This window comes from Myxococcus sp. AB056 (assembly GCF_006547365.1).
Taxonomy (GTDB): Bacteria; Myxococcota; Myxococcia; order Myxococcales; family Myxococcaceae; genus Myxococcus; species Myxococcus virescens.
In genome coordinates this window covers 1-21436 of sequence record NZ_VHLB01000118.1, presented here as the reverse complement: position 1 = coordinate 21436, position 21436 = coordinate 1, and the positions used below count along the sequence as shown (strand labels likewise).

General features: G+C 69.6%; 17 protein-coding genes. 14 read left to right on the top strand and 3 right to left on the bottom strand.

The annotated features are described in order from the left end of the window. The first annotated feature begins 398 nt into the window (after window positions 1–398). Window positions 399–1817: a M24 family metallopeptidase gene (locus FMP39_RS33285; RefSeq protein WP_141594055.1), complete on the top strand. Its 1419-nt coding sequence runs from the start codon at window positions 399–401 to the stop codon at window positions 1815–1817. A 7-nt stretch (window positions 1818–1824) separates the two neighbouring features. Here the strand turns inward: FMP39_RS33285 and rtcR are convergent, their stop codons facing one another. Continuing rightward, window positions 1825–3447 carry an RNA repair transcriptional activator RtcR gene (rtcR, locus tag FMP39_RS33280; RefSeq protein ID WP_141594054.1) on the bottom strand — a complete coding sequence of 541 codons (1623 nt, stop codon included), beginning with the start codon at window positions 3445–3447 and terminating at the stop codon, window positions 1825–1827. 144 nt (window positions 3448–3591) lie between these two features. Between rtcR and FMP39_RS33275 the strand changes: the two genes are divergently transcribed. The 6 genes from FMP39_RS33275 (at window position 3592) to FMP39_RS33250 (ending at window position 11523) form a co-directional block, all read left to right on the top strand. Continuing rightward, a complete protein-coding gene (locus FMP39_RS33275) occupies window positions 3592–4827 on the top strand; it encodes an RtcB family protein (RefSeq protein WP_141594053.1) in 1236 nt (411 codons plus the stop codon). 162 nt (window positions 4828–4989) lie between these two features. Beyond that, the gene (gene rtcA / locus FMP39_RS33270; RefSeq protein ID WP_141594052.1) at window positions 4990–6006 is read left to right on the top strand and encodes an RNA 3'-terminal phosphate cyclase; all 1017 of its coding nucleotides are present in this window, start codon (window positions 4990–4992) and stop codon (window positions 6004–6006) included. A gap of 147 nt (window positions 6007–6153) precedes the next feature. After that, window positions 6154–7008, top strand: a complete 855-nt coding sequence (gene mutM, locus FMP39_RS33265; RefSeq protein WP_228558548.1) for a bifunctional DNA-formamidopyrimidine glycosylase/DNA-(apurinic or apyrimidinic site) lyase — start codon at window positions 6154–6156, stop codon at window positions 7006–7008. Window positions 7009–7295: 287 nt separating this feature from the next. After that, a complete protein-coding gene (locus FMP39_RS33260; protein WP_228558547.1) occupies window positions 7296–9830 on the top strand; it encodes a CARDB domain-containing protein in 2535 nt (844 codons plus the stop codon). Window positions 9831–9887: 57 nt separating this feature from the next. Beyond that, window positions 9888–10130, top strand: coding sequence for a hypothetical protein (locus FMP39_RS33255; RefSeq protein ID WP_090493237.1), 243 nt, complete (start codon window positions 9888–9890; stop codon window positions 10128–10130). A gap of 16 nt (window positions 10131–10146) precedes the next feature. Next, entirely contained in the window at window positions 10147–11523 is a 1377-nt protein-coding gene (locus tag FMP39_RS33250; protein WP_141594049.1) for a sigma-54 dependent transcriptional regulator, read from the top strand. Window position 11524: 1 nt separating this feature from the next. Here the strand turns inward: FMP39_RS33250 and FMP39_RS33245 are convergent, their stop codons facing one another. Then, window positions 11525–12247 carry a hypothetical protein gene (locus FMP39_RS33245; protein ID WP_141594048.1) on the bottom strand — a complete coding sequence of 241 codons (723 nt, stop codon included), beginning with the start codon at window positions 12245–12247 and terminating at the stop codon, window positions 11525–11527. Window positions 12248–12352: 105 nt separating this feature from the next. Here FMP39_RS33245 and FMP39_RS33240 point away from each other — a divergent pair, with 105 nt between their 5' ends. The 5 genes from FMP39_RS33240 to FMP39_RS33220 all read left to right on the top strand — a co-directional run bounded on the left by FMP39_RS33240 (window position 12353) and on the right by FMP39_RS33220 (window position 17453). Then, complete coding sequence (locus FMP39_RS33240; protein WP_141594047.1) at window positions 12353–13612, top strand: PleD family two-component system response regulator; 1260 nt, start codon at window positions 12353–12355, stop codon at window positions 13610–13612. 86 nt (window positions 13613–13698) lie between these two features. Continuing rightward, window positions 13699–14448, top strand: a complete 750-nt coding sequence (locus FMP39_RS33235; protein ID WP_141594046.1) for a YebC/PmpR family DNA-binding transcriptional regulator — start codon at window positions 13699–13701, stop codon at window positions 14446–14448. Window positions 14449–14472: 24 nt separating this feature from the next. Then, the gene (ruvC, locus tag FMP39_RS33230; protein ID WP_011554951.1) at window positions 14473–15048 is read left to right on the top strand and encodes a crossover junction endodeoxyribonuclease RuvC; all 576 of its coding nucleotides are present in this window, start codon (window positions 14473–14475) and stop codon (window positions 15046–15048) included. Beyond that, window positions 15045–15653, top strand: a complete 609-nt coding sequence (gene ruvA, locus FMP39_RS33225) for a Holliday junction branch migration protein RuvA (protein ID WP_141594045.1) — start codon at window positions 15045–15047, stop codon at window positions 15651–15653. Before ruvC ends, ruvA begins: the two co-directional genes overlap by 4 nt. Window positions 15654–16061: 408 nt before the next feature. Further along, a complete protein-coding gene (locus tag FMP39_RS33220) occupies window positions 16062–17453 on the top strand; it encodes an ELWxxDGT repeat protein (RefSeq protein WP_228558546.1) in 1392 nt (463 codons plus the stop codon). Between the two features lie 3 nt (window positions 17454–17456). Here FMP39_RS33220 and FMP39_RS33215 read toward each other — a convergent pair whose 3' ends face one another. Then, window positions 17457–18536, bottom strand: a complete 1080-nt coding sequence (locus FMP39_RS33215; protein WP_141594043.1) for a hypothetical protein — start codon at window positions 18534–18536, stop codon at window positions 17457–17459. Between the two features lie 202 nt (window positions 18537–18738). On the opposite strand from FMP39_RS33215, the gene ruvB reads away from it, so the two are divergent. Together ruvB and FMP39_RS33205 are read left to right on the top strand one after the other, a co-directional pair. Then, a complete protein-coding gene (ruvB, locus tag FMP39_RS33210; RefSeq protein WP_141594042.1) occupies window positions 18739–19770 on the top strand; it encodes a Holliday junction branch migration DNA helicase RuvB in 1032 nt (343 codons plus the stop codon). Window positions 19771–19776: 6 nt separating this feature from the next. Continuing rightward, complete coding sequence (locus FMP39_RS33205) at window positions 19777–21252, top strand: hypothetical protein (protein ID WP_090493223.1); 1476 nt, start codon at window positions 19777–19779, stop codon at window positions 21250–21252. The last annotated feature ends 184 nt before the right edge of the window (window positions 21253–21436 follow it).

The following is a 21436-nucleotide window of genomic DNA, read 5'->3' as shown; positions in this document are numbered from 1 at the left end:
GTCCGGGGGACGCGCGGAGTGTCGTGAAAGCGGGGGGGAACGCGGAGGACCTGGGGGGGCAGGAACTGGAGTCGTTCGACGAGAGCGACTTCGAGTTCCGGATCGCCAGCTTCTGAGTTCGGCGCGCGGGGGATGAGGCCCCGCTCCAGCAGACGGCGTCGGGGGACAGCCGTCATCTCGAAGGGTGGTCGCGTCGGGACCGGGGGGCCGACGACCACATGATGCGGGCGTCGAGGACGCGCTCATCCGGAGAGGCGCTGGAGTGCGGACTTCCAGGGAGTGAGGGAGGGGGCGCACCCCAGGCCCTCCGTCTCCAGAGAATCCAAGGGCTCTGGAGGCGGAGGCCCCCTGGCTTTCATGCGATACGGTGCGGGCTCCTTCTCGATGGGAGTCCTCACATGAAGTCCGCGAAGTGGGCGGCCCTGCCGCTGTTGCTGCTGGCCGCTTGTGCCACCACGGGGCGCCAGGGCGCTGCTGACGACTCGCCGCCGCGCCTCATGTCCTGGTCGGAGCAGATCGCCGAGCGCGAAGCCTGGCTGGAGAAGCGCCACGGCATGCTGCTGGACATGATGCGCCGCCATGGCGTGGGCATGTGGGTGGTCGTCAACGAGGAGTTCCACGACGACCCGCTCACCCAGTTCATCGCGCCGCCGCGGCCCTACGCGGGCAACCGGGACATCTTCGTGTTCGTCGACGCCGGGCCCGAGGGGCTCAAGCGCGTCGCGCTCTCCGGCTACTCGGAGGCCACGCTCGCGCGCTTCTTCGAGCTGCCCGAGGAAGGGCGCAAGCCGCAGGAGATCCTGGCGGACCTGAACACGCGCTATCAGCCCCGGACGATTGCCCTGGGCATTGGCGGCAAGCGTGGGGTGACGCGCAGCCTGACGAAGGACAGCTACGCCTTCCTGGTGGAGGCCCTGGGCGCGGAGGCGGAGGCCCGCTTCGTGAGCGCCGCGCCGCTCATCGAGGAGTACCTGGACACGCGCATCCCCGAGGAGTGGCTGCACTACCAGCGACTGGTGATGCTGACGGAGGCCGTGGTGAAGGAGGCCTTCTCACCGGAGGTGGTGGTGCCGGGGAAGACGACCGTCGGTGACGTGCGCCGCTTCCTCTATGACAGGCTCTGGGCGCTGGGCGTGGACACCTGGTTCCAGCCGGACTTGCGCGTGCAGCGCAAGGGCGCGGACGGCGCCAGCTCGCGAGGCTTCCTGGCGCCCGCGAAGGAGGACGTCGTCATCCTCCGCGGCGACCTGCTGCACGTGGACTTCGGCATCACCTACATGGGGCTGAACTCCGACTGGCAGAAGATGGCCTACGTGCTGAACGAGGGAGAGACGGACGCGCCGGAGGGCCTCAAGCGGGCGCTGGCCAACACCATCGAACTCCAGGACGCGCTGATGCTGCGCGCCTCCCGTCCGGGCCGCACGTCCGCGCAGGTGTACACGCAGACGATGGCAGAGATGAAGGAGAAGGGCATCGAGGCCATGGTGTACAGCCACCCGCTGGGCAACCAGGGCCACGCGCTGGGCGCGAGCATCGACTTCCGTTCGGCCAGCCGGCAGGAGGAGTCCAAGACGTTGCGCCTGGGCTCGTACATCGCCATCGAGCTGAACACCGCCACGTCGGTGCCGGAGTGGGATGGGCAGAAGGTCTTCGTGATGCAGGAGGATCCGGCCTACCTCACCGAGGAGGGCTGGAAGTTCTTCGTGTCCAGACAGGAGTCGTTCTACCTCCTGGGCCGCGATGGGCAGGGCGCGCAGCGAAGTCAGGGCGCCAAGGGAGGCAAGGGCGTGACGACGCGTGGCATGCCCATGCTCTGAGTCCGGCCTACGCGCCTCGCCCGCTGACGTCCGCCCACGTGAGCCCGAAGCGGGCCAGGTACTTCTTCAGCCGGTCCGCGTCGTTGACGCTCTTCTTCTGGGCGCGTGACTGAGCGAACAGCACGCGCCCTGCGTCCGACAACGAGCGCGATGCCCGGCAGACGCTCAGTACGTCCGCGAGCTGGACCCGGTCGAAGCGGTCCAGCTCGCTGGCGAGGTTCTCCCCCAGCACCTCCGCGACCAGGTCCCCGGCGACGACCGCAGCCTTCGCTCCGGAGGGCCGCCACTGCTCGCGCAGCCGTTCGAGCTCCTCGTCCACCACGTCCCGAGTAATCCGTCCACCCGCCGCCAGCGTGGCCATGCGCAGCACCGCCGCGTTGAGGTCCCGGAAGTTGCCCGCCCACCTCGCCTCGGTGGACGTGGCGAAGTCCAGAAAGCGCTTCTGCGCCTCCTTGTTCATGGTGACGCGCGTGCCCACGGCCTCGGAGGACTGGTCCAGTTCGAAGAGCAGGTTGGGAGGGATGTCCTCCGGGCGCTCGCGCAGCGCGGGCAGCCGGAACGTCCACAGGTTGATGCGCGCGAGCAGGTCCTCCCGGAAGCGCCCGCGCTCGACCTCGACTTGGAGGTCCCGGTTGGTGCCGGCGATGAGCTGGAAGTCGCTCTCCACCTCGCGGTCGGCGCCCACGGGCAAGAAGCGCTTGTCTTCCAGCGCGCGGAGCAACATGGCCTGCTCGTCCGCGCCCAGTTCGCCGATTTCGTCCAGGAAGAGCACCCCGCCATTCGCCTGCCGCAGCAGACCGGGCCTGTCGCTCAGCGCGCCCGTGAAGGCGCCCTTCACGTGCCCGAAGAGCGCGGACATGGCGCCGTCGCCCCGGAGCGTGGCGCAGTTGAGGTCCACGAAGGGGCCCGCCACGCCGCGCCGCGCCTTCTTCAGCGCGTAGATGCGCCGCGCGAGCTGCGACTTGCCCGCGCCGGTGGGGCCCGTGATGAGCAGGGGCGCGCGGGACTGGACGGCCACCTGTTCGATGCGCTCGATGAGGCGGTTGAATGCCGCGTTGCGGGTGTCGATGCCGGCTTTGAGGAACGCCAGGCCCTCGCGCTGCTCCTGCCGGAAGCGCGCGGCCAGGGTGTCGTACTGGGACAGGTCCAGGTCGATGAGGGTGTGCGTACCCGCGCCCGCGCGGTCCCTGGGGTCGGGTGACACCTGGACCAGCTTGCCGGGGATGAGCCGGCTCTCCACCAGCAGGAACATGCAGATCTGCGCGATGTGCGTGCCCGTGGTGATGTGGACCAGGTAGTCCTCCGCCTCGGGGTTGAAGGCATAGCCGCGCACGTAGTCGAGCAGCGCGCCGTACGTCTCCTCCAGGTCCCACGGGTTCCGGATGTCCAGGACCTTGCCCCGCACCTCCGTCTCCGGTGAGACCTGTTGGATGTCCCGCGCCAGCATGGCCGCGAGCGAGGTCGCGTTCGGCGGATGCAGCAGCTCCAGCCGGTGCACCAACAGGTCCTCCTGCTGGCACAGCGCCACCGTGGGCCGCCACCGCGCCCAGCGATGGGGGCCCTGGCCGTTGTCGAGCGTCGTCCCGAGCATCCCCAGGACCACCGTCTTGCGCGCGCGTGATTTCGCCATCCAGATAGGAATTTATACTAGGAGATAGGGAATGCCAGCTCGCCTGGGGGGCTTCCCTCGGCAACCGTGTTGGCACGCCGGCTGCTCTAGGCCTCCTCCGTGACCGGGACGCAGCGCCCGGCGGACGACGGAAAGGTGGAGACGATGAGCCGCGACAACGGGAACTACGAGGTGCTGTCGGACGAGGCGGGCCGCCCTATCAAGGCGTGGACGGTGGGGGTTCCGTTCGAGGAAGAGGCCAAGAAGCAGCTGCGCAACCTGCGCGGCCTCCCCTTCATCCATAAGTGGGTCTCGGTGATGCCGGACGTGCACCGCGGCTACGGCGCGACGGTGGGAAGCGTGGTTCCCACCGTAGGGGCGGTGGTGCCGGCGGCGGTGGGTGTGGACATCGGCTGCGGGATGATCGCCGTTCGCACGACGCTGCGGGCGGACCAGCTTCCGGACTCGCTGCGTGGGGTGCGCTCGGCGATTGAGCGGGCGGTGCCGCATGGCCGCTCCGACAACGGTGGCCGCAACGACGTGGGGGCGTGGCGTGTGGCGCCCGCACGGCACCAGAAGGAGTGGGCGCGGTTGGTGGAGGGGTACGACCGCATCGTCGGGAAGCATCCGCGCATCGGCCGTGGGCCGGAGCTGTCGCACCTGGGGACGCTGGGCACGGGGAACCACTTCATCGAGCTGTGCCTCGATGAGTCGGATGGCGTGTGGCTGATGTTGCACTCCGGTTCGCGCGGCGTGGGGAACCGCATCGGGAGCTACTTCATCGAACTGGCGAAGCAGGACATGCGCCGCTGGTTCATCAACCTGCCGGATGGGGACCTGGCGTACCTGGCGGAAGGGACGGAGCACTTCGAGGACTACGTCTTCGCGGTGAGCTGGGCGCAGGACTTCGCCGCGACGAACCGGGCCCTGATGCTGCATGAGGCGGTGGAGGCGCTGCAGTTGAGCGGTGAGCTGCCTCCGTTCGAGCTGAAGGACGCGGCGGTGAACTGCCACCACAACTACATCGCCCGTGAGCACCACTTCGGAAAGAACTGCTTCGTGACCCGCAAGGGCGCGGTGCGGGCGCGCGAGGGCGACCTCGGCATCATCCCCGGAAGCATGGGGGCGCGTTCGTTCATCGTCCGCGGGAAGGGGAACGCGGACAGCTTCCATTCCTGCAGCCACGGCGCGGGCCGGGTGATGTCGCGTGAGGCGGCGAAGCGGCGCTTCACGGTGGAGGACCACGTGAAGGCGACCGCCGGCGTGGAGTGCCGCAAGGACGTGGACGTCATCGACGAGACGCCGGCTGCGTACAAGCCCATCGATGCGGTGATGGCGGCGCAGGCGGACCTGGTGGAAGTGGTCCATACCCTGAAGCAGGTCGTGTGCGTGAAGGGCTAGAAACCGAGAGGTGAACATGCCGGGATGAAGACACCGAGGCGCCCGCGCTCCCCAAGAGGCCGAAAGGCCGCCAGGATGGGGACGCGGGCGCCGCTATTTTCACGGGGGTGTCAGTGCGTGCCGGGTGGTTCGTGAGTCGCGAGCAGCAAGGAGGACGTCGTCATGGTGCGCATCGATGGTTCATTGGGAGAGGGCGGGGGGCAGGTGCTGCGCACCTCGCTGGCGCTGTCGCTGGTGACGGGCAAGCCCTTCACCATCCAGAACATCCGCGCGGGCCGGAAGAAGCCAGGCCTGCTGCGCCAGCACCTGACGTCGGTGAAGGCCGCAGAAGCCGTGGGGGCCGCGGAGGTGTCGGGCGCGGAGCTCGGCTCGCGAGAGCTGACCTTCCGGCCGAGTGCCCTGGCCGCGGGGAACTATCACTTCGCGGTGGGTACCGCGGGCAGCGCGACGCTGGTGCTCCAGACGGTGCTTCCGGCGCTGCTCCTGGCGGAGGGGCCTTCCACGCTGATGTTGGAGGGGGGAACGCACAACCCCATGGCGCCACCGTTCGACTTCCTCCAGCGGGCGTATCTGCCGCTGGTCCGTCGCATGGGGCCGTCCGTGGAGGCGACCCTGGAGCGTGCCGGTTTCTTCCCGGCGGGAGGCGGGCGGTTCCGGGTCGACGTGCGACCCGCGCCGCTGAAGCCACTGCACCTGCTGGAGCGGGGGCGCGTGGTCCGTCGCGACCTGAAGGCCGTGATTGCGATGATTCCGTTCGACGTGGCGCAGCGCGAGCTGGGCACGGCGGGGGCGATGTTGAAGTGGCGGCCCGATGAACTCCGGACGGAGGAGCTGAAGCGTCCGCTGGGGCCCGGCAACGTGCTGGTCGCCGAAGTGGAGAGCGAGCACGTGACAGAGGTCTTCACCGGCTTTGGTGAGCGGGGGAAGCGGGCGGAGGCCGTGGCCGGACAGGTCGCTGAAGAGGTGAAGCGCTACCTCGACGCGGATGTGCCGGTAGGCGAGCACCTGTGTGACCAACTGCTGCTCCTCGTGGCGCTGGCGAAGGGCGGCGTGTTCCGCACGCTGCGATTGGATGGGCATGCCGAGACGCAGCTTCAAACCATCGCCCAGTTCCTGGATGTGAAAGTCGAGGTGCGGGAGGTGTCTCGCGAGGTTCGCGAGGTGGAGGTCCGCGCCTGAGTCCCAGGGGCGCGTCCGCTTGCGGGCGGCCCTGGGGCTGAGCGCCGCGCGCTCTGCTCGGAGGGCGGTCAGGCCCCATGGCGGGTGGGCATCTTCGTGGCGCGTGGCCAGTCGCTGGCACCATGCATGTGCGGAGGAGACGTCCGCGTGGCAGAGGTGCCTGAAGTCGAAATCATCACCCGGGACTTGCGGCATGCCGTCGTGGGCCGCCGCTTCGCGGGGGCGGAGGTCCTGGTTCCCTCCGTCGTTCGCTTCCCGTCGCCGCCAGACTTCATCGAGGCCTTGAAGGGGCGGCAGGTCACCGCCGCGAACCGAAGGGCCAAGTTCATCTTGCTCGCGCTCGATGATGGGACGACGCTCGCGCTGCACTTCATGCTCTTCGGAGAGTTGGCGCTGCGCCCCAAGGGGAGTGAGCGCCCGTCTTCGACACTGGTGGTGCTCGAGCTGGAGGGGGGCGAGGAGTTGCAGTTCACGGACTCGCTGGGCTACGCGCGCATCGCCCTGGCGCCTTCCGCTGAGCTGGCCGCGCGCCTGAAGTTGGATGAACTCGGGCCGGAGGCGCTGGGCGAGGGCTTCACTCCGGCGGTGCTGGCAAGGCAGCTTCGGCGCCGGAAGAGTCCCCTCAAGACGGTGCTCCTCAACCAGCGGGTGGTGGCGGGGCTCGGCAACCGGGACGCGGACGAGAGCCTGTGGCAGGCAGGGATTGACCCACGCAGGCTGGCGTCGTCTCTCACGGCCGAAGAGGTGGTGCGGCTGGACGGCGCCATCCAGGCGGTTCTCGATGAAGGGCTCCGCATGCGAGGCACCCAGCGAGACCTCTTCGGCATTCAGGGCCAGGCGAAGCACCGGCGCAACGTGTTCGGCCGCGCGGGGGCGCCGTGCCCGCGCTGTGCCACGCCGGTCTCCCACCTGCGCATCGGTGGACGGAACACGTACTGGTGTTCCTCGTGCCAGCCCCTGGCGAGCGCACCCGAAGTCCCCGCGCAATCCTCGCTGCTCTGAATCGCGGCGCGTCGCGTGGACCCGTTGATGCGAGGATCCCCGTGAGGCTTCCTCACGCCCGTGCATTCGTTCCGGTCAGGCCCGCATGTTAGATCACGTCCCGATGCCCCGGGTTGCTGCCGCCTGAACTCAAGGCCAGCCCCGGAGCATGAGGGGGAACGATGCCGTCAAGAATTGCAGGTGGGCTTCTAGGGCTTGTGTTGCAACTGGCGCCGTGTGTGTTGGGAATGCCGATGGCGCTCGCCGCGTCGCCGCGCGTTTCCGGGGAGGTCACCCACGACCTTCCCGTGAGATTCGAAGACTGCAAGGGTCCGCCTCCGGCGGCGCGAACGACGACGCGTGCGGTGCGTGGGGATGAGCTGCCCGACTTCGTCATCACCGATGTTCGTGCGCCATCGCGCGTCTACGGGCGGGACCCCTTCGAGGTTGTCGTCACGGTCTGCAACATCGGCCGCGGCGCGGGGAGCGCGGACGTCGAGGTGTACGTGTCCCGGGACGTGTGCATCGCCAAGGAGGACGCGTTGCTGGGGGCCGTCTCCTCGGGATGGGTGGGGGCCGGGAAGTGCGCGTCACGTTCAATCGTCGCCAACAAGGAGGCGTCCCAGTCGGGGATGTGGTTCGTCGGGGCCTTGGTGGATCCGCACGCGCGTGTAGACGAGGTCTCGGAGGAGAACAACGCGCACGCTGGCGACTCCGTGACGTTCGACGCGCTTCCCGACTTCACCGTGGAGTCGGTGGCGGTGCCCTCGGTCGTTCGCCCGGAGTGGCCTTTTCATGTGGCTGCCCGTGTGTGCAACAGAGGCCAGGGGTATGAGTGGGCGACGGTATATCTCTATCGGTCGTCCGACGCACATATCGACACCGACGACGTCGTCATGCTCGACCAGTCGTGGCTCTTTCTCGATGCCGGACGATGCGAACGCGTCGTGTTCGTCGGGGCGCTCAGCGAACCGGGCACTTCGTACCTCGCGTTCATGGTGGATCCGCTGAATGAGCGGCCCGAGGATGACGAGACCAACAACCTCAGTGTCGTCAGTCCTCTCGAGGTGGGCTCGATTCCCGACTACGTCGTCGCGGCGCTGAGGGCACCGGCCATGGAGTCGATCAACGGGAGCCTTCCTGTGCGCGCGACGGTGTGCAACCAGGGCACGGCTCCCGCGTCCGCCACGCAGGTGCAATTCCAGCTTCGTGCCAGTGAGCCCTCCGCTGAAGGCGTGTTGCGTGTCTCATCGCGGAACATCCCGGCCTTGGAGGCCAACCAGTGCATCGAGTGGGAGGAGTCGCTGGGCTCCATGGCGAACGCGGCGCGAAGCTGGCGGCTGGTGGCCACGGTGAATCCGGTTGGCGCGCAGACAGAGGCTCATTTGGGCAACAACGACAGGTCCGTGGACGTCCTGCTGGGCTCCTCGGCGGACCTCTCCGTCACACGCATCGAGCCGCTGACGCACGCGCTCGTTCCGGGGGCCTCCTTCACCACGGAAGTCACGGTCTGCAATACGGGAACGCTCTCCGCGTCGGCGCTGGCGGTTCATGTGGCGCTGTCGGATGGCCCGGACCCTCGGGCAGGCATTCGCGTGGGGACCCGGGCCTTTGGAGCGCTAGGCAAGGGTTGCGCGGTGCTTCCCGTGGTGGGGACGGTTCCCACGCAGGGGTTGCCCGCCACTGTCCATGTGAAGGCCTCGGTGGAACTCGTTGCGCCTGTCGGGGGAGAGGCACATCTGGAGAACAACGCGCTGACAGGCCCCGTGGTGGGGCTGGGGACCGGGCCTGACCTGGTCGTGACGCGGATCGCCGCCCAGGGGCGGGCGGCGTGGCCCGAAGGGAAGCTGCCTGTCTCGGTGACGGTCTGTAATCAGGGCAATGTGCGGACGCCGCGAGCGGCCGTCCAGACGCTCTTCGTGCCGGAGGTGCTCCCGGAGATCTCGGCGGGCATCCAGGGGGCGAAGCTGTCTGTCGAGTCGTTGGCGCCAGGGGCCTGCATCACGTTGGACGCGGAGGCGATGGCGCCCTACTACACGGGGGCGTTTCGATTGGCGGCGCGGGTCGACTTCGACAACGCCATCACGGAGTTGGTGGAGTCCAACAACGGCGCCGTGGGGGATATCATCCAGGTGACCCAGCTCAGTGGATTGGTCGTCACGGACCTTCAAGCGCCGACGGCGATCGACACGAACGCCACCATCAATGCCACCGCGACGGTGTGCAACCGGAGCCCGGTGGCTCAGCCTGGCACTGCGGTCGGGCTCGCGCTGCGCACGGAGGATGACTTTCCCGTCTCCGCGCTCTCCGAGTATGTCGTGGTTCCGGCGCTCGTTCCGGGCGCGTGCGCGCAGGCGACGCTGCGGGGCTGGTCCAACGTGCCGCAGGAGGGCGCCTACAGGCTGGTGGCTTATCTCGGGGACCCATGGGATGTGTATGCCCCCGAGCAGTGGCGCGCCCTCTTGTTCTCCGTGCCCATCGCAGTGGGGGGCTGGAGCGATTTCGCCGTGACGGCCGTGAGTGCCCCGGTGGGCGTCCAGGCAGGTGACGCGTATCCGACGGAGGTCTCCGTCTGCAATCGAGGCTTTGGTCAGGGGTCGGCCTCCGTGAGGGCCTACTTGTCTCGTGACGAGCACCTGGACCCGGCGGTGGATGTGCGGGTCGGGCAGATGAGCGTGACGCTTGCCCGGGGGCAGTGCCGGACAGTGTCGGTGTCGTCGCGGGCCACCGTCAGCAGCGGGGACGTCTGGTACGTGGCCGCGGACGTGAGTATGGGCAGCTTCCCGGACCTGGTGCCCGCCAACAATGCTCAAGTGGGCGCCCGGATGGTCGTGACACCCTGATTCAGAGGGGGGCGCGGGCGAGTGGGCAGCGGACACGGTGGCTGTTATGACAGCCCCGTGTCCGACGTCACTCCCCCCGCGCCACCTCCGTTTGAAGCCGCGCTGGTCCGCGCCAGCGAGGAGCTCGGCTTCCCCAGCTACTACCAGTCCTGTGTGCGCCCGTTGCTGCGCAACCCGGAAGGCCGTTGGCCGCGGTGTTGTGGCGGTGGGTGTGAGCCGTGCGCCCAGACGCTCATCCAGGTGGCACTGCGCACCCTGGAGTTGATGGGGACGCCACGCCAGGCGCCGCTTCCGGACTGAGGCGGAGGCGACACGTATGTCCGCACCACACCCGTTGCTGCTCGTGGATGACGACGCCGCGTTCCGCAAAGTCTATGGCGGGCTGCTGCGCGATGCGGGTTACGAGGTCGTGGAAGCCGCAGACCGGCCTTCCGCTCGCGCGGCCTTCGACGCACGCGACTTCCCCCTGGTGCTGCTCGACCTGATGCTGCCTCCCGACGGGAGTGTCTCCGCGGGGCTGGAGGGGCTCGCGGCGTTGCTGAGCGCGAAGCCCGGGACGAAGGTCATCGTCGTGTCCGGGGCAGGGGACACGCGGCACACGCTGGAAGCGGTGCGCCTGGGCGCGTACGACTTCCTCTCCAAGCCAGTGGACCCTGACGTGCTGCTGGTGGTGGTGCAACGGGCGCTCGCGCGGGTGACGCTGGAGCGGCAGGTGGAGACGCTGCGCAGCTCGCTCACGCGCGCGGCGGGCGGTGTCTCACTGGTGGGGCAGAGCGCGTCCTTCCTGGCGGCCACGTCCCTGGCGGAGCGCGTGGCGGCCAGTGAGCTGCCGGTGCTCGTCACGGGCGAGAATGGGACGGGGAAGGAGCTGCTCGCGCGCACCGTCCACCTCAAGAGCCGCCGCCACGACGGGCCCTTCGTCCCGATCAACTGCGGCGCACTGCCGGAGTCGCTGCTGGAGAGCGCCCTGTTTGGCCACGTGAAGGGCAGCTTCACCGGGGCGACCAAGGACCACCGTGGCCTCTTCGCGGAGGCGGACGGAGGCACGCTCTTCCTGGACGAACTGGGCGACATGTCGCCGTCCCTCCAGGTGAAGGTGCTCCGTGCGTTGGAGACGGGTGACATCCTTCCGGTGGGCGCGGACCGGCCCGTCCAGGTGGATGTGCGGCTCATCTCCGCCACCCACCAGGACCTGGGGCGCATGCTTCAGGAAGGCGCCTTCCGCGAGGACCTCTACTGGCGCGTGAAGGGCGTTGAAATCCGCCTGCCGCCCCTGCGCGAGCGCCCCGCGGACCTGCCGCTGCTGGCCAAGCACTTCCTCAATCAGTGCGCCCACCTGTGCCCGGACGGGCGCGCCCGGCTGTTGTCGGACGCCGCGGCGGAGGCCCTGCTGGCCCACGCGTGGCCGGGGAATCTGCGCGAGCTGCGCCATGAGATGCAGCGCGCCACCGTGCTGGCGGGGGAGCGGCGTGAAATCCAGCCCGAGGATTTGTCCTTCACCGGCAGCGAGCGGCTGCACGCCACCCGCGCGCCGGGCTCCACGACGCTGGCTCAGAAGGTGGAAGCGTTGGAGCGGCGCGAAATCGAGGAGGCCCTGCGGCGCCTGAATGGCAACCGCACGCACACGGCGGAGGCGCTGGGCCTGTCGCGCCAGGGACTGCTCAAGAAGCTGGAGCGCTTTGGACTGACGTGAGTCAGAAGAGCCGGGCGCCCAGGCCCAGTCGTACGCTGTAGCCCAGGCGCGTGTGGCTCTCGCCCGAGCGCTCCTGGAAGGACTCCACGCCGAGCTGGCCCGCCGCCAGCGCTGACAGGTTGCTGCCCAGGTACACCTCCACGCCGCCTCCGCCGAGCGCCTGGATGCGCCGCGACTGGCCATTGGACAGGCCGATGTCCACCGGCACGTCCAACAGCCCCAGCACGGACACCGTGTCCGCGACGCGCCAGCCCGCCACCAGCCCGGGCGATACGCGGAACAGCACGCCGGAGTAGTTCCGGTCATCCATGTACGTGGCGCCCGAGTTGAGCACCACGCCCAGGCCCACCGTGGGCGCCAGGGACAGGATGCCTTGCTCCAGCACCTTGCGCCGCACCGCGAGCTCCAGCGCGGCGGAGAGCTGGAACCACTGGAGCCGCGCGCGTGCCTCCAGCTCGAAGCCGGAGATGCCTTGCCGGAAGCCCACGCCGAGCTCCGGTGCGCCCACGAAGCCATAGAGCGCCGTGGCTCCGTCCGGCAGCGTCACGGGCGCCAGCACCGCGCCCAGCGGGTCCTCGCTCGTGCCGCGAAGGAGCGCCGTGTCAGACGTCGTGACGCGCGGCGTTTCGTCGGCCGGAGCAGGGGCTGGCGCCTGAGCGGCGGACTCCAGGGAAACGAGCAACAGCGCGGACACGAGTGGGCCGAAGCAGCCAGGACGCATCATGCATGCACCCTACCCCGCAGAGCGGCGGGCGGAAACCCCAACGATTCCAGGGGCTTGTCGGCACCTTGCGTATTTGTCCGGCTTGGCGCGAAGATTTAGTAATTCATGGCTACCGCGCTCCCACAACCTTCCACGTATGCCGGACCGGAAGCCCTGGCCGAGGCGGGGGCGCGTCGCCATGCGTCACGAGGCCGGCCCCGGGTGTTGCTGGTGGATTCGGCGCCGGGCGCGCAGGCCGTGCTGGCTGCTGCGCTGGCGGAAGCGGGCTTCGAAGTCCTGCTGGTCGCGGGCGCGCAGGCCGCGTTGGCGTCGTTGGCGGAAGGCGGCACGGCACCGCAGTTGGTCGTCACGGAGGTAGAGCTCCAGGACGGAGACGGCTTCAGCCTGTGTGGCCAGGTTCGCGCGGACGCGCGCACGGCGCACCTGCCGGTGTTGTTGCTGGCTCGGCGTGAAGAGGAGTTCCACCGGGACCTGGCGGGCGGCGTGGGCGCGGACGACTATCTGGCCCATCCCGTGGACGCACGAGACGTGGTGGCGCTGGCCCGGCTCAAGGCGGGCCAGTGCAGCGGTGACGCGGCCTTCGCGTCGGACACGCAGCGGCTGCCGCTGACGGACGTGGCGCGAGCGCTGCTGGCGGGCGTCCGCTCTGGCCGCGTGGTGTTGGCGGAGGGCCAGGGCTGGTTCGCCTTCCGGCACGGACTGGTGGTGGACGCCGTCTTCAATGGCGAGCGCGGCAGCCTGGCCTTCCGGCGGATGCTCTGCTTCGGCGCGGGGGACTACGCGGTGACGCTGGGGCCCGAGTTGCACAAGGGCTCGTTCACCATGGACCGCCCGTACCTGTGCGAGACGGTGCTGCAGGGCCTGGAGCGCTTCGACGCGCTGCGTGCCCGGGGCCTGCCGCTGGCATCGCGGCTGACGGTGGACTTCGCCCGGCTGGCGGAGATGCTGGCGTCGTTGCCGGAGGACGTGGGCGAAGTGGTGCGCCTCTTCGACGGGCGCCGCACGCTGCGCGCCATGTTGCTGGAGTGCCAGTTCCCGGAGGCGGTGGCGTACGAGGCGTCCACGCGGCTGTTCGCGCTGGGCATCCTGGTGCCCGCGTGCCTGCTGGAGGAACGCGAGCGGGCGCGCTGTGGCGCCACGGTGCCCGGCTTCTTCGAGCCCGCGCCCTCCGTGGACGCCGTGCCGGTGGATGCGCGGGAGCCGGCCCCCGCTGCCTCCGGTGGGGACGGGGCCTCCGCGCCCTTCACCCTGGTCGGAGGCTCGCAGCCTCCCGTCATCCTGGACTTCCCCAAGAAGGTTCCCGGCGCGCCGAGTGGCGCGGAGGGCCTGGAGGGGGCTGTCCGGTCCGACGACGCGGGCGTTTGAAGGGTTTGACTCGGCGGCCCTCGGTAGGGGACAAGGCCCGGCGCGGGGTGCTCCATCCGCTGGGCGCCCGCTGAGGCACACCCACCATGTCCGGTCACAATCGGTGGTCGAAGATCAAGCGCCAGAAGGCCGCGATGGGCGCGACCAAGGGGAAGCTGTACTCCAAGGTCGTCAAGGAAATCACCGTCGCGGCGCGGCTCGGTGGCGGTGAGCCCTCCGGCAATGCCCGCCTGCGCGTCGCGCTGGCCGCGGCCCGCGAGGCCAACATCCCGAAAGACACCATCGAGCGCGCCATCAAGAAGGGCACGGGCGAACTGGAGGGAGAGAACTACGAGGAGGTGACGTACGAGGGCTACGGCCCCGGCGGTGTCGCCATCCTGGTGGAATGCCTCACCGACAACCGCAACCGGACCGCGGCCGACATGCGCTCCACCTTCAGCGCGTATGGGGGCAACCTGGGCGCCGAGGGCGCGGTGGCCTGGATGTTCCAGAAGAAGGGCGTCATCAGCGTGAAGTACGGCCCCTCCGAGGACCAGTTGATGGAACAGGCCATCGACGCGGGCGCCGAGGACGTCATCATGCTGGGGGACGAAGGCGCCGAGGTGCGCACCGCGGCGGCGGACCTGCACACGGTGGCGGGACGGCTCCAGGAGTCGGGCCTGCCGCTGGGGCAGCAGCGGTGGGTGTTCCTCCCCCAGAACACCGTCGCGCTGGACGTGGACACGGCGAAGAAGCTCCTGAAGCTGCTGGACGCGCTCGAGGAGAACGACGACGTGCAGAACGTGCACGGGAACTACGAAATCGAAGACGCGATGCTGGATTCGTTGTTGCAGTAGCGGAGTGCTGGAACGGAGTGGAACGTGCGCGTGCTAGGCGTTGACCCGGGAAGCCGGTTCATGGGCTTCGGGGTGGTGGAGGAGAAGCGGGGCCGGCTGGTGCACGTGGGCCACGGCGTCATCAAGGGCGATCCGGCGCTGCCGCTGTCGGACCGCCTGCGGGACTTGCACGGTGCGCTGACGGCGGCCCTGGTGAAATACCGACCGGCCGCGGTGGCGGTGGAAGGCGTGTTCACCTTCCGCAACGCACGCAGCGCGCTGGTGCTGGGGCATGCGCGCGGTGTCGCGCTGCTGGCGGCGGCGCAGGCGGGGCTGCCCGTCTTCGAATACGCGCCGGCGAAGGTGAAGAAGGCGGTGGGGGCGGGCGGCGCGGACGGGAAGGACGCGGTGGCGCGGATGGTGCGGACCTTCCTGGAGCTGGATGCGTCGGTGCTGGAGCGCGCGGACGCGAGTGATGCGCTGGCGGTGGCGCTGTGCCACCTCAACCATGGGCGGGCCGCGGTACCGGCGGCGTCCGCGTCGGGCAAGAAGCGCAAGGGCGCGGCGGCGCTGCTGGCGGACCGGCTGGCGCCCGCGTACCGGCGTCCGGAGGCGAGATGATTTCGCGGTTGCGTGGGACGGTGTTGGAGAAGGACCTGGAGGACGCCACCATCGACGTGGGCGGCGTGGGCTACCGGGTGAACTTCTCCTCACTGGCGCTGGGGAAGCTGCCGGCGGAGGGACAGCCGGTGGACGTGCGCGTGCGCACCGTGGTGCGCGAGGACGCCTTCGACCTCTTCGGCTTCCTGACGAAGAGCGAGGAAGAGGTGTTCCTGCTGCTCAACAGCGTGTCGCGAGTGGGCCCCCGGCTGTCGTTGATGGTGCTGTCCGGCATGGAAGTGCCAGAGCTGGTGGCGGCGCTGTCGCGGGGCGAGGTGGCGCGGCTGGCGAAGATTCACGGCGTGGGCAAGAAGACCGCCGAGCGGCTGGTGCTGGAGCTCAAGGACAAGGTGAAGACGATTCACCTGGAAGCGGTGTCGCGCGGGACCGCGCCGGCCGCCGTCAGCGGAGCCCATGCGGACCTGGTCTCCGCGCTGCTCAACCTTGGCTACAAGCAGCCCCAGGCGGAGAAGGCCGCGGACCTGGCCAGCGAACGGCTGGGGGCAGAGGCCACCTTCCAGGCGCTGTTCCGCGAGGCCCTCAAGGCGCTCCGCTCCGGCGGCTGATCGCTACGACACATCGGGTGTGACGGCGCTGTGACGGCAAAATCCGGGAGAACGGCTGGGCCGTACCGTCCTCTCTCCCGTTGAGAGCTTGAAAGATGCTGGGGCCAGAACGCCCCAGTGTTGCCCTGTCTTCAGAAGTCGTCCGGCGTCGCGTGATGACGGACAGCAGACGCGATTTCCTACCCGAGTCCGAGTAGGAGCATCCGACATGGGTGACACTTTCCAGTTCCAGCGGCGAGGGCCGGCACGGCGCCGAGGATGAGGGTTGCATACATGACGTCATGGCGTGCCATTCCTGTGGGGCTGTTGCTGCTTTGCGGGGGAACTGCAGGGTGTGAGCCGCTGGTGGAAGGTGATGCGGGAGAGGAATGGGCGCGGGCCGTTCCCGGGTCGCAGGCACCTGTCGACATGTCGACGGAGTCGTCGGGGCGCAAGGCGCCCGTCCTGTTTCCGCAGCCTTGGGCGGTGTGCAGCGACACGGCCCAGCGGCTGCGTGACATCCGACCGGGACTGACAGGTTCGCAGCCGCAGGAGCTGGCGCGGGCGGGCGAGGTGCTCGTCTTCAGCGCGGATGACGGCGTGAGTGGCCGCGAGCTGTGGGCCAGCGTCGACGGGGCGCGGCAGACGCTCCGGCTGAAGGACCTGCGGCCGGGGCCGGCGGGTTCGCAGCCTCGGAACCTGACGCGGGTGGGCCCCTGGGTCTTCTTCGTCGCGGACGACGGCGTGCACGGCGCGGAGCTGTGGCGCACGGACGGCACGGCGGACGGCACGGTGCTGGTGCGGGACGTGCGGCGTGGGACGGTGGGCGCGGCGCCGGAGTTCCTCACCGAGGTGGACGGCGCCCTCTACTTCACGGCGGATGACGGGTTGTCCGGCCGCGAGCTGTGGCGCACCGACGGCACGGAGAAGGGCACGGAGCGGGTGCACGATTTCCTGCCCGGCGCGGGTTCGCTCGCCCTGAGCCAGTTGACGGCGTGGGGCAAGGGCTTGGCGCTGGTGTCCGCCAACGTCGCGGAGACGGTGCTCTGGTGGGTGGACCGCCAGGGTCGGCCGACGCGGCTGTTCTCCCAGCAGGGCGCCGGGGTGATTTTCGGGCTGACGCCGGCGGGCCGGCACCTGTTCTTCCTGTTGGACCCGGGCACGGAGCAGGGCGAACTGTGGGTGGCGCGCACGGCGCCGCCGTCCGCTGAGCGGGTGCGGACCTTTCCAGGTGACTACCCGGCGTACCTCGCCGCGCTGGATGACACGCTGTACTTCCTGGCGGGCGCGAGCGACTGGTACGGCAACCCAGGCGACGCGGTGCATGGCGGCGAGCTGTGGCGCAGTGATGGCTCGGCGGAGGGCACGGGGCTCGTCGGGGACCTCTGGCCAGGCCCCCAGGGTTCGATGCCCAAGGAGCTGGTCGCGCTGGGCGGCGAGCTGTACTTCACTGCGGACGACGGCGTGCACGGCCGCGAGCTGTGGCGCACCGACGGCACGGCGCAGGGCACGATGATGGTGCGCGACATCGCGCCAGGGCCGGTGGGCAGCGTGCCCACGGGGCTCAAGGCCGAGTCCGGCTGGTTGTTCTTCTCGGCGGAGACGGCGGGGCACGGGCGCGAGGTCTGGTACAGCGCCGGCCGCCCCTGGGTGACGAGCCGGCTGCTGGACATCGCGCCGGGGGCCGCGTCGTCGAACCCGTTCAACTTCGTGCGCGCCGGCTTCAACATCTTCTTCGCCGCGTCGGACGGCGACAGGGACCAGGAGCTGTACGCGGTGCCCTTCCGCCCCTGGTGGCTCTGCTTCAGCCAGGACTGCTGAGCGCTAGGCTGCCCGCCGTGACGCGGGGGTGGGCCGCACGTCGCCGAAGTTGGGCGCGGGCAGGACGATGGTGGGCGACAACCCGGGCGCCATGACGTGCGCGGTGAGCTGCGAGGACGGGTGGAAGTTGATGAACGCGCCGTCCACGGAGGATGTGCCCGCGAACAGCTTCTCCACCACCATGGAGGAGTACTGGTCCAGGGAGTCCTCGCGTGTGTTGCCGTTGAGGACGACCTCCCAGCCCATGTGCTCGGCGAAGCGGCGCACGCCGGGGATGGCGGACTGGAGCGGCGTGTAGCTCTCCGTGGCCACGCCATTCTCGCTGGTGACGAACACCTCGCGCGAGGTCGCCACCGCCAGCGACATGTTGCCGCGCGTGTGGCCGGGCGTGCTCAGCAGCGCCGCGCCCTGGCCCAGCCACACGTCACCGTCCAGCAGCACCACGCGCTCACGGGGGATGTCGGCGCCGCCCGGGACGAGCCACACCGCCTGCATTGGGTGCGGCTCCAGGGCCACCTCCCATTCGGCGCGCTGCACCAGCAGCCGGGCGCGGGGGAAGTACGCGGGCATGCCGTCACCGCCCAGCCAGCCGCGCAGGTCCTGGATGTGGAGGTGGTCGAAGGCCAGGTAGTCCACATCCGCCGGGATGAGGCCCAGCGCGGCCAGGTGGCTCTGCACCGAGCCGTGTCGCGTGGACATCACCTTGTCCGAGACGAAGGCGCCGTAGCGCTCGCGCAGCGCGCGGTAGAAGGGGGCGGAGACGCCGCGCTCGTAGTCGGAGGGGTTGAACAGCAGCGTGCGCCGCGCGCCCTCCCGGTCCACGAACTGCACCACCTGCATCCGGTTCGTCAGCATGACGTAGGGCGCCGGAGACAACGCCGCGCCGCTGAAGGCGAACTGGGCGGGGTAGGGGAAGGTGACGAGGTCGCAGGTGGCCACCGCCGCCACCGGGCCTTCCCTCACAAAGGCCTCTCTCGCATCCAACGCGGCCCGGCGGAGCTTCTGGAGCCGGAGCCCGGGCACGGGTTCGGCGCGCGCGCCGGCCAGGGAGGGGAGGGGACGAAACGCAGGGCTCGTGTTCATGCGGTCTCCAGGTTCGACTCTCGCACACGGCAGGCGCACTTCAATCGCCTCGGAGTATCGGCGGGGGGCTGTGCCTGGAACGCTGGGAGAGGGCCCCACCTTCCCCTGCCTGCGCCCGCCTGGCTGGCGGGTCCGGCGGCCCACTGAATGTATCGCCGCCAGATGTGCGGCGACACGCGCGGCCTTCCTGTATAGGGTCCGGATGGTCATGGCGAGGAAGTCCGACACACTCTCGGAAGAGGTCCTGCCCGAGGACGTCCGGCTCGAGGCTTCCCTGCGTCCGCGCTCGTTCGACGAGTACGTGGGCCAGGGGCCCGTCGTCGAAAAGCTCAAGGTCTACGTGCAGGCCGCGCGCAGCCGGGGCGAAGCCCTGGACCACTGCCTGTTCTCCGGCCCGCCGGGCCTGGGCAAGACGTCGCTGGCGCACATCATCGCGAACGAGCTGGGCGTGGGAATCCACGTCACGAGCGGCCCCGCCCTGGAGCGCAAGGGGGACCTCGCGGGCCTGCTCACCAACCTCGACGCGCGCGACGTGCTCTTCATCGACGAAATCCACCGCCTCAACGCCGCCGTGGAGGAATACCTCTACCCGGCCATGGAGGACTTCCGGCTGGACATCACCATCGACACCGGGCCCGCCGCCCGGGCGATGAAGATTGATTTGCCGCCCTTCACGTTGATTGGCGCCACCACGCGCACCGGCCTGCTCACCTCGCCGCTGCGCGACCGGTTCCAGATTCAGGAACGGCTGGAGTACTACGACGCCAAGGCCCTGGAGAGCATCCTCCACCGCTCCGCGCGCATCCTGGGCATTCCCCTGGACAAGGACGCCGCGCGCGAGGTGGCCAGCCGTTCGCGAGGCACGCCGCGCATCACCAACCGGCTGCTGCGCCGGCTGCGTGATTTCGCGGAGGTGGAAGGCAATGGCAGAATCACCCTGGAGCTGGCGCAGAAGTCGCTGGACAGGCTCGGGGTGGACGCCAGCGGCCTGGACTCCATGGACCGCAAGATTCTGCTGACCATCCTCGACAAGTTCGGCGGCGGCCCGGTGGGCGTGGAGACCATCGCCGCCAGCGTGGGCGAGCAGCGCGATACCATCGAGGACGTGTACGAGCCCTTCCTGATGCAGGAGGGCTTCCTCCAGCGTACGCCGCGGGGCCGGATGGCCACGCACCGCACGTACCAATATTTCAAGAAGCAACCACCGCCCACGCCCCAGGGCAGCCTCTTCTGAGATGCCATGAGCCAGGACACGCCTTCCTCACCGCCCCGCGTCCCCCGCGACTTCTACGCCGACCTGATGCGCGCTTCCCAGACGTCGCGCGCCGGCTTCCTCGCCGAACGCGAGCGCTGGCTGCGCGGCGTGCCCGTGGAGGGGCGGGAGGAGCTGCTGTTCGAGTTCGAGATGCTGCTGCGCGCGGTGGAGCGCTACCTCAACCTCAACACGGTGGTGGACGCGCGCGACAGGCCGCTCGTCACGCGTGACTTCCGCGAGGAGCTGGCGGACGTGCGCGACGCCATGGACCGCGCCATCCGCGTCGCGCGCCACCTGCAGGACCCGGACAGCGACCAGAAGATGGTCTTCCGCAAGTACGTGGAGACCCAGCTCGCGGACGACCGCGTCCGGCGCGCGCTCATCGAGGAGCAACTGGACCAGGAGACGCCGCCCGAAAGCCTCTTCGTGCTGCGCGAGGCCTTCGACGCGCTGAAGAACCTGCTGGACCACCTGCTCAAGCTGCCGGCGGCGAACCTCGGCCTGTTCCAGGACGTGGGCAAGCTGTCCCTGCGGGAAATCGTCCTCAACCGCTACTTCCGTCCCTTCCGCCCGTTGGAGTTCCGCGTCGAATACGACCGGCTCCGTTCAGTGCGGCTGCTGGACACGCTGGTCACCCTCCAGGAGGAGCAGCGCACCGCCTTCACCACCGCCTTCCTGGGCCTCTTCCGGCTGCTGCACTACCTGGCCTACGTGGACGCGGAGGAGCAGCCGCCCTTCTCCCGCCGCGTGCGCGTGCTGCTGGCGCTGGTGCGCAGCGAGGCCACCGCGCTGGCGTCGTGGATGCACTCGGAGCTGTCTCCGAAGGCCGGCTCCAAGTCCCTGCAGGCCGCCACGCTGCGCGCCGCGCGCGACATCGCCCGGGAGACGGAGCGCGTGGCCCGCGAGGTGCTGGTCAACCTGGACCGCGACGCGGAAGCCCCCCTGCGCGCCGCGTCCGCCTTCACGGCGGTGCTGCGCACGCAGGTGGTGGCGCTGGTGGAGGCGCTGGCGCCCAACGGGGGGCTGGCCGACGGCGTCTTCGACGAGCTGATGAGCCCGCAGGAGGCGGCGCTGCGCCTGCGCAAGGACCTGTGGGTATACGCCCAGCTGTGCCGGGCCGCGGAGTCCCACTTGCGCGCCGAGGACGTCCCCGCCGCCGAGCGCGCGCTGGACGCCCTCAAGGGCTTCCTGGGCTACTTCCACGACGGCAGCTACCAACTGCTGCGCTACGGCGACTACGACGCCTTCGACCGCTTCACGTCGCTTCTGGTGGAGCTGCCCTGGCCTCCAGAAGGGCCTGGCATCCGTGCCCGGCTCGGCGAGGACCTGCGGCGCTTCATCCAGACGCTTGAGTCCACCTTCCACTCCGTCAGTCGCCGCACGCACCTCCAGGGCCGTGGCTTTGATCGCCAGGACGCAGAAGCCCTGCGGGACAGGTTCCTCACCACCCCCGCACGCTGATACAGCCCCGTCGCGGTGCTACTGGCCACCCCGCATGACAGCCCCTGTGTGGGAGGTGTTGTCACGGCGGGCAGCCTAGCGCTCAGCAGTCCTGGCTGAAGCAGAGCCACCAGGGGCGGAAGGGCACCGCGTACAGCTCCTGGTCCCTGTCGCCGTCCGACGCGGCGAAGAAGATGTTGAAGCC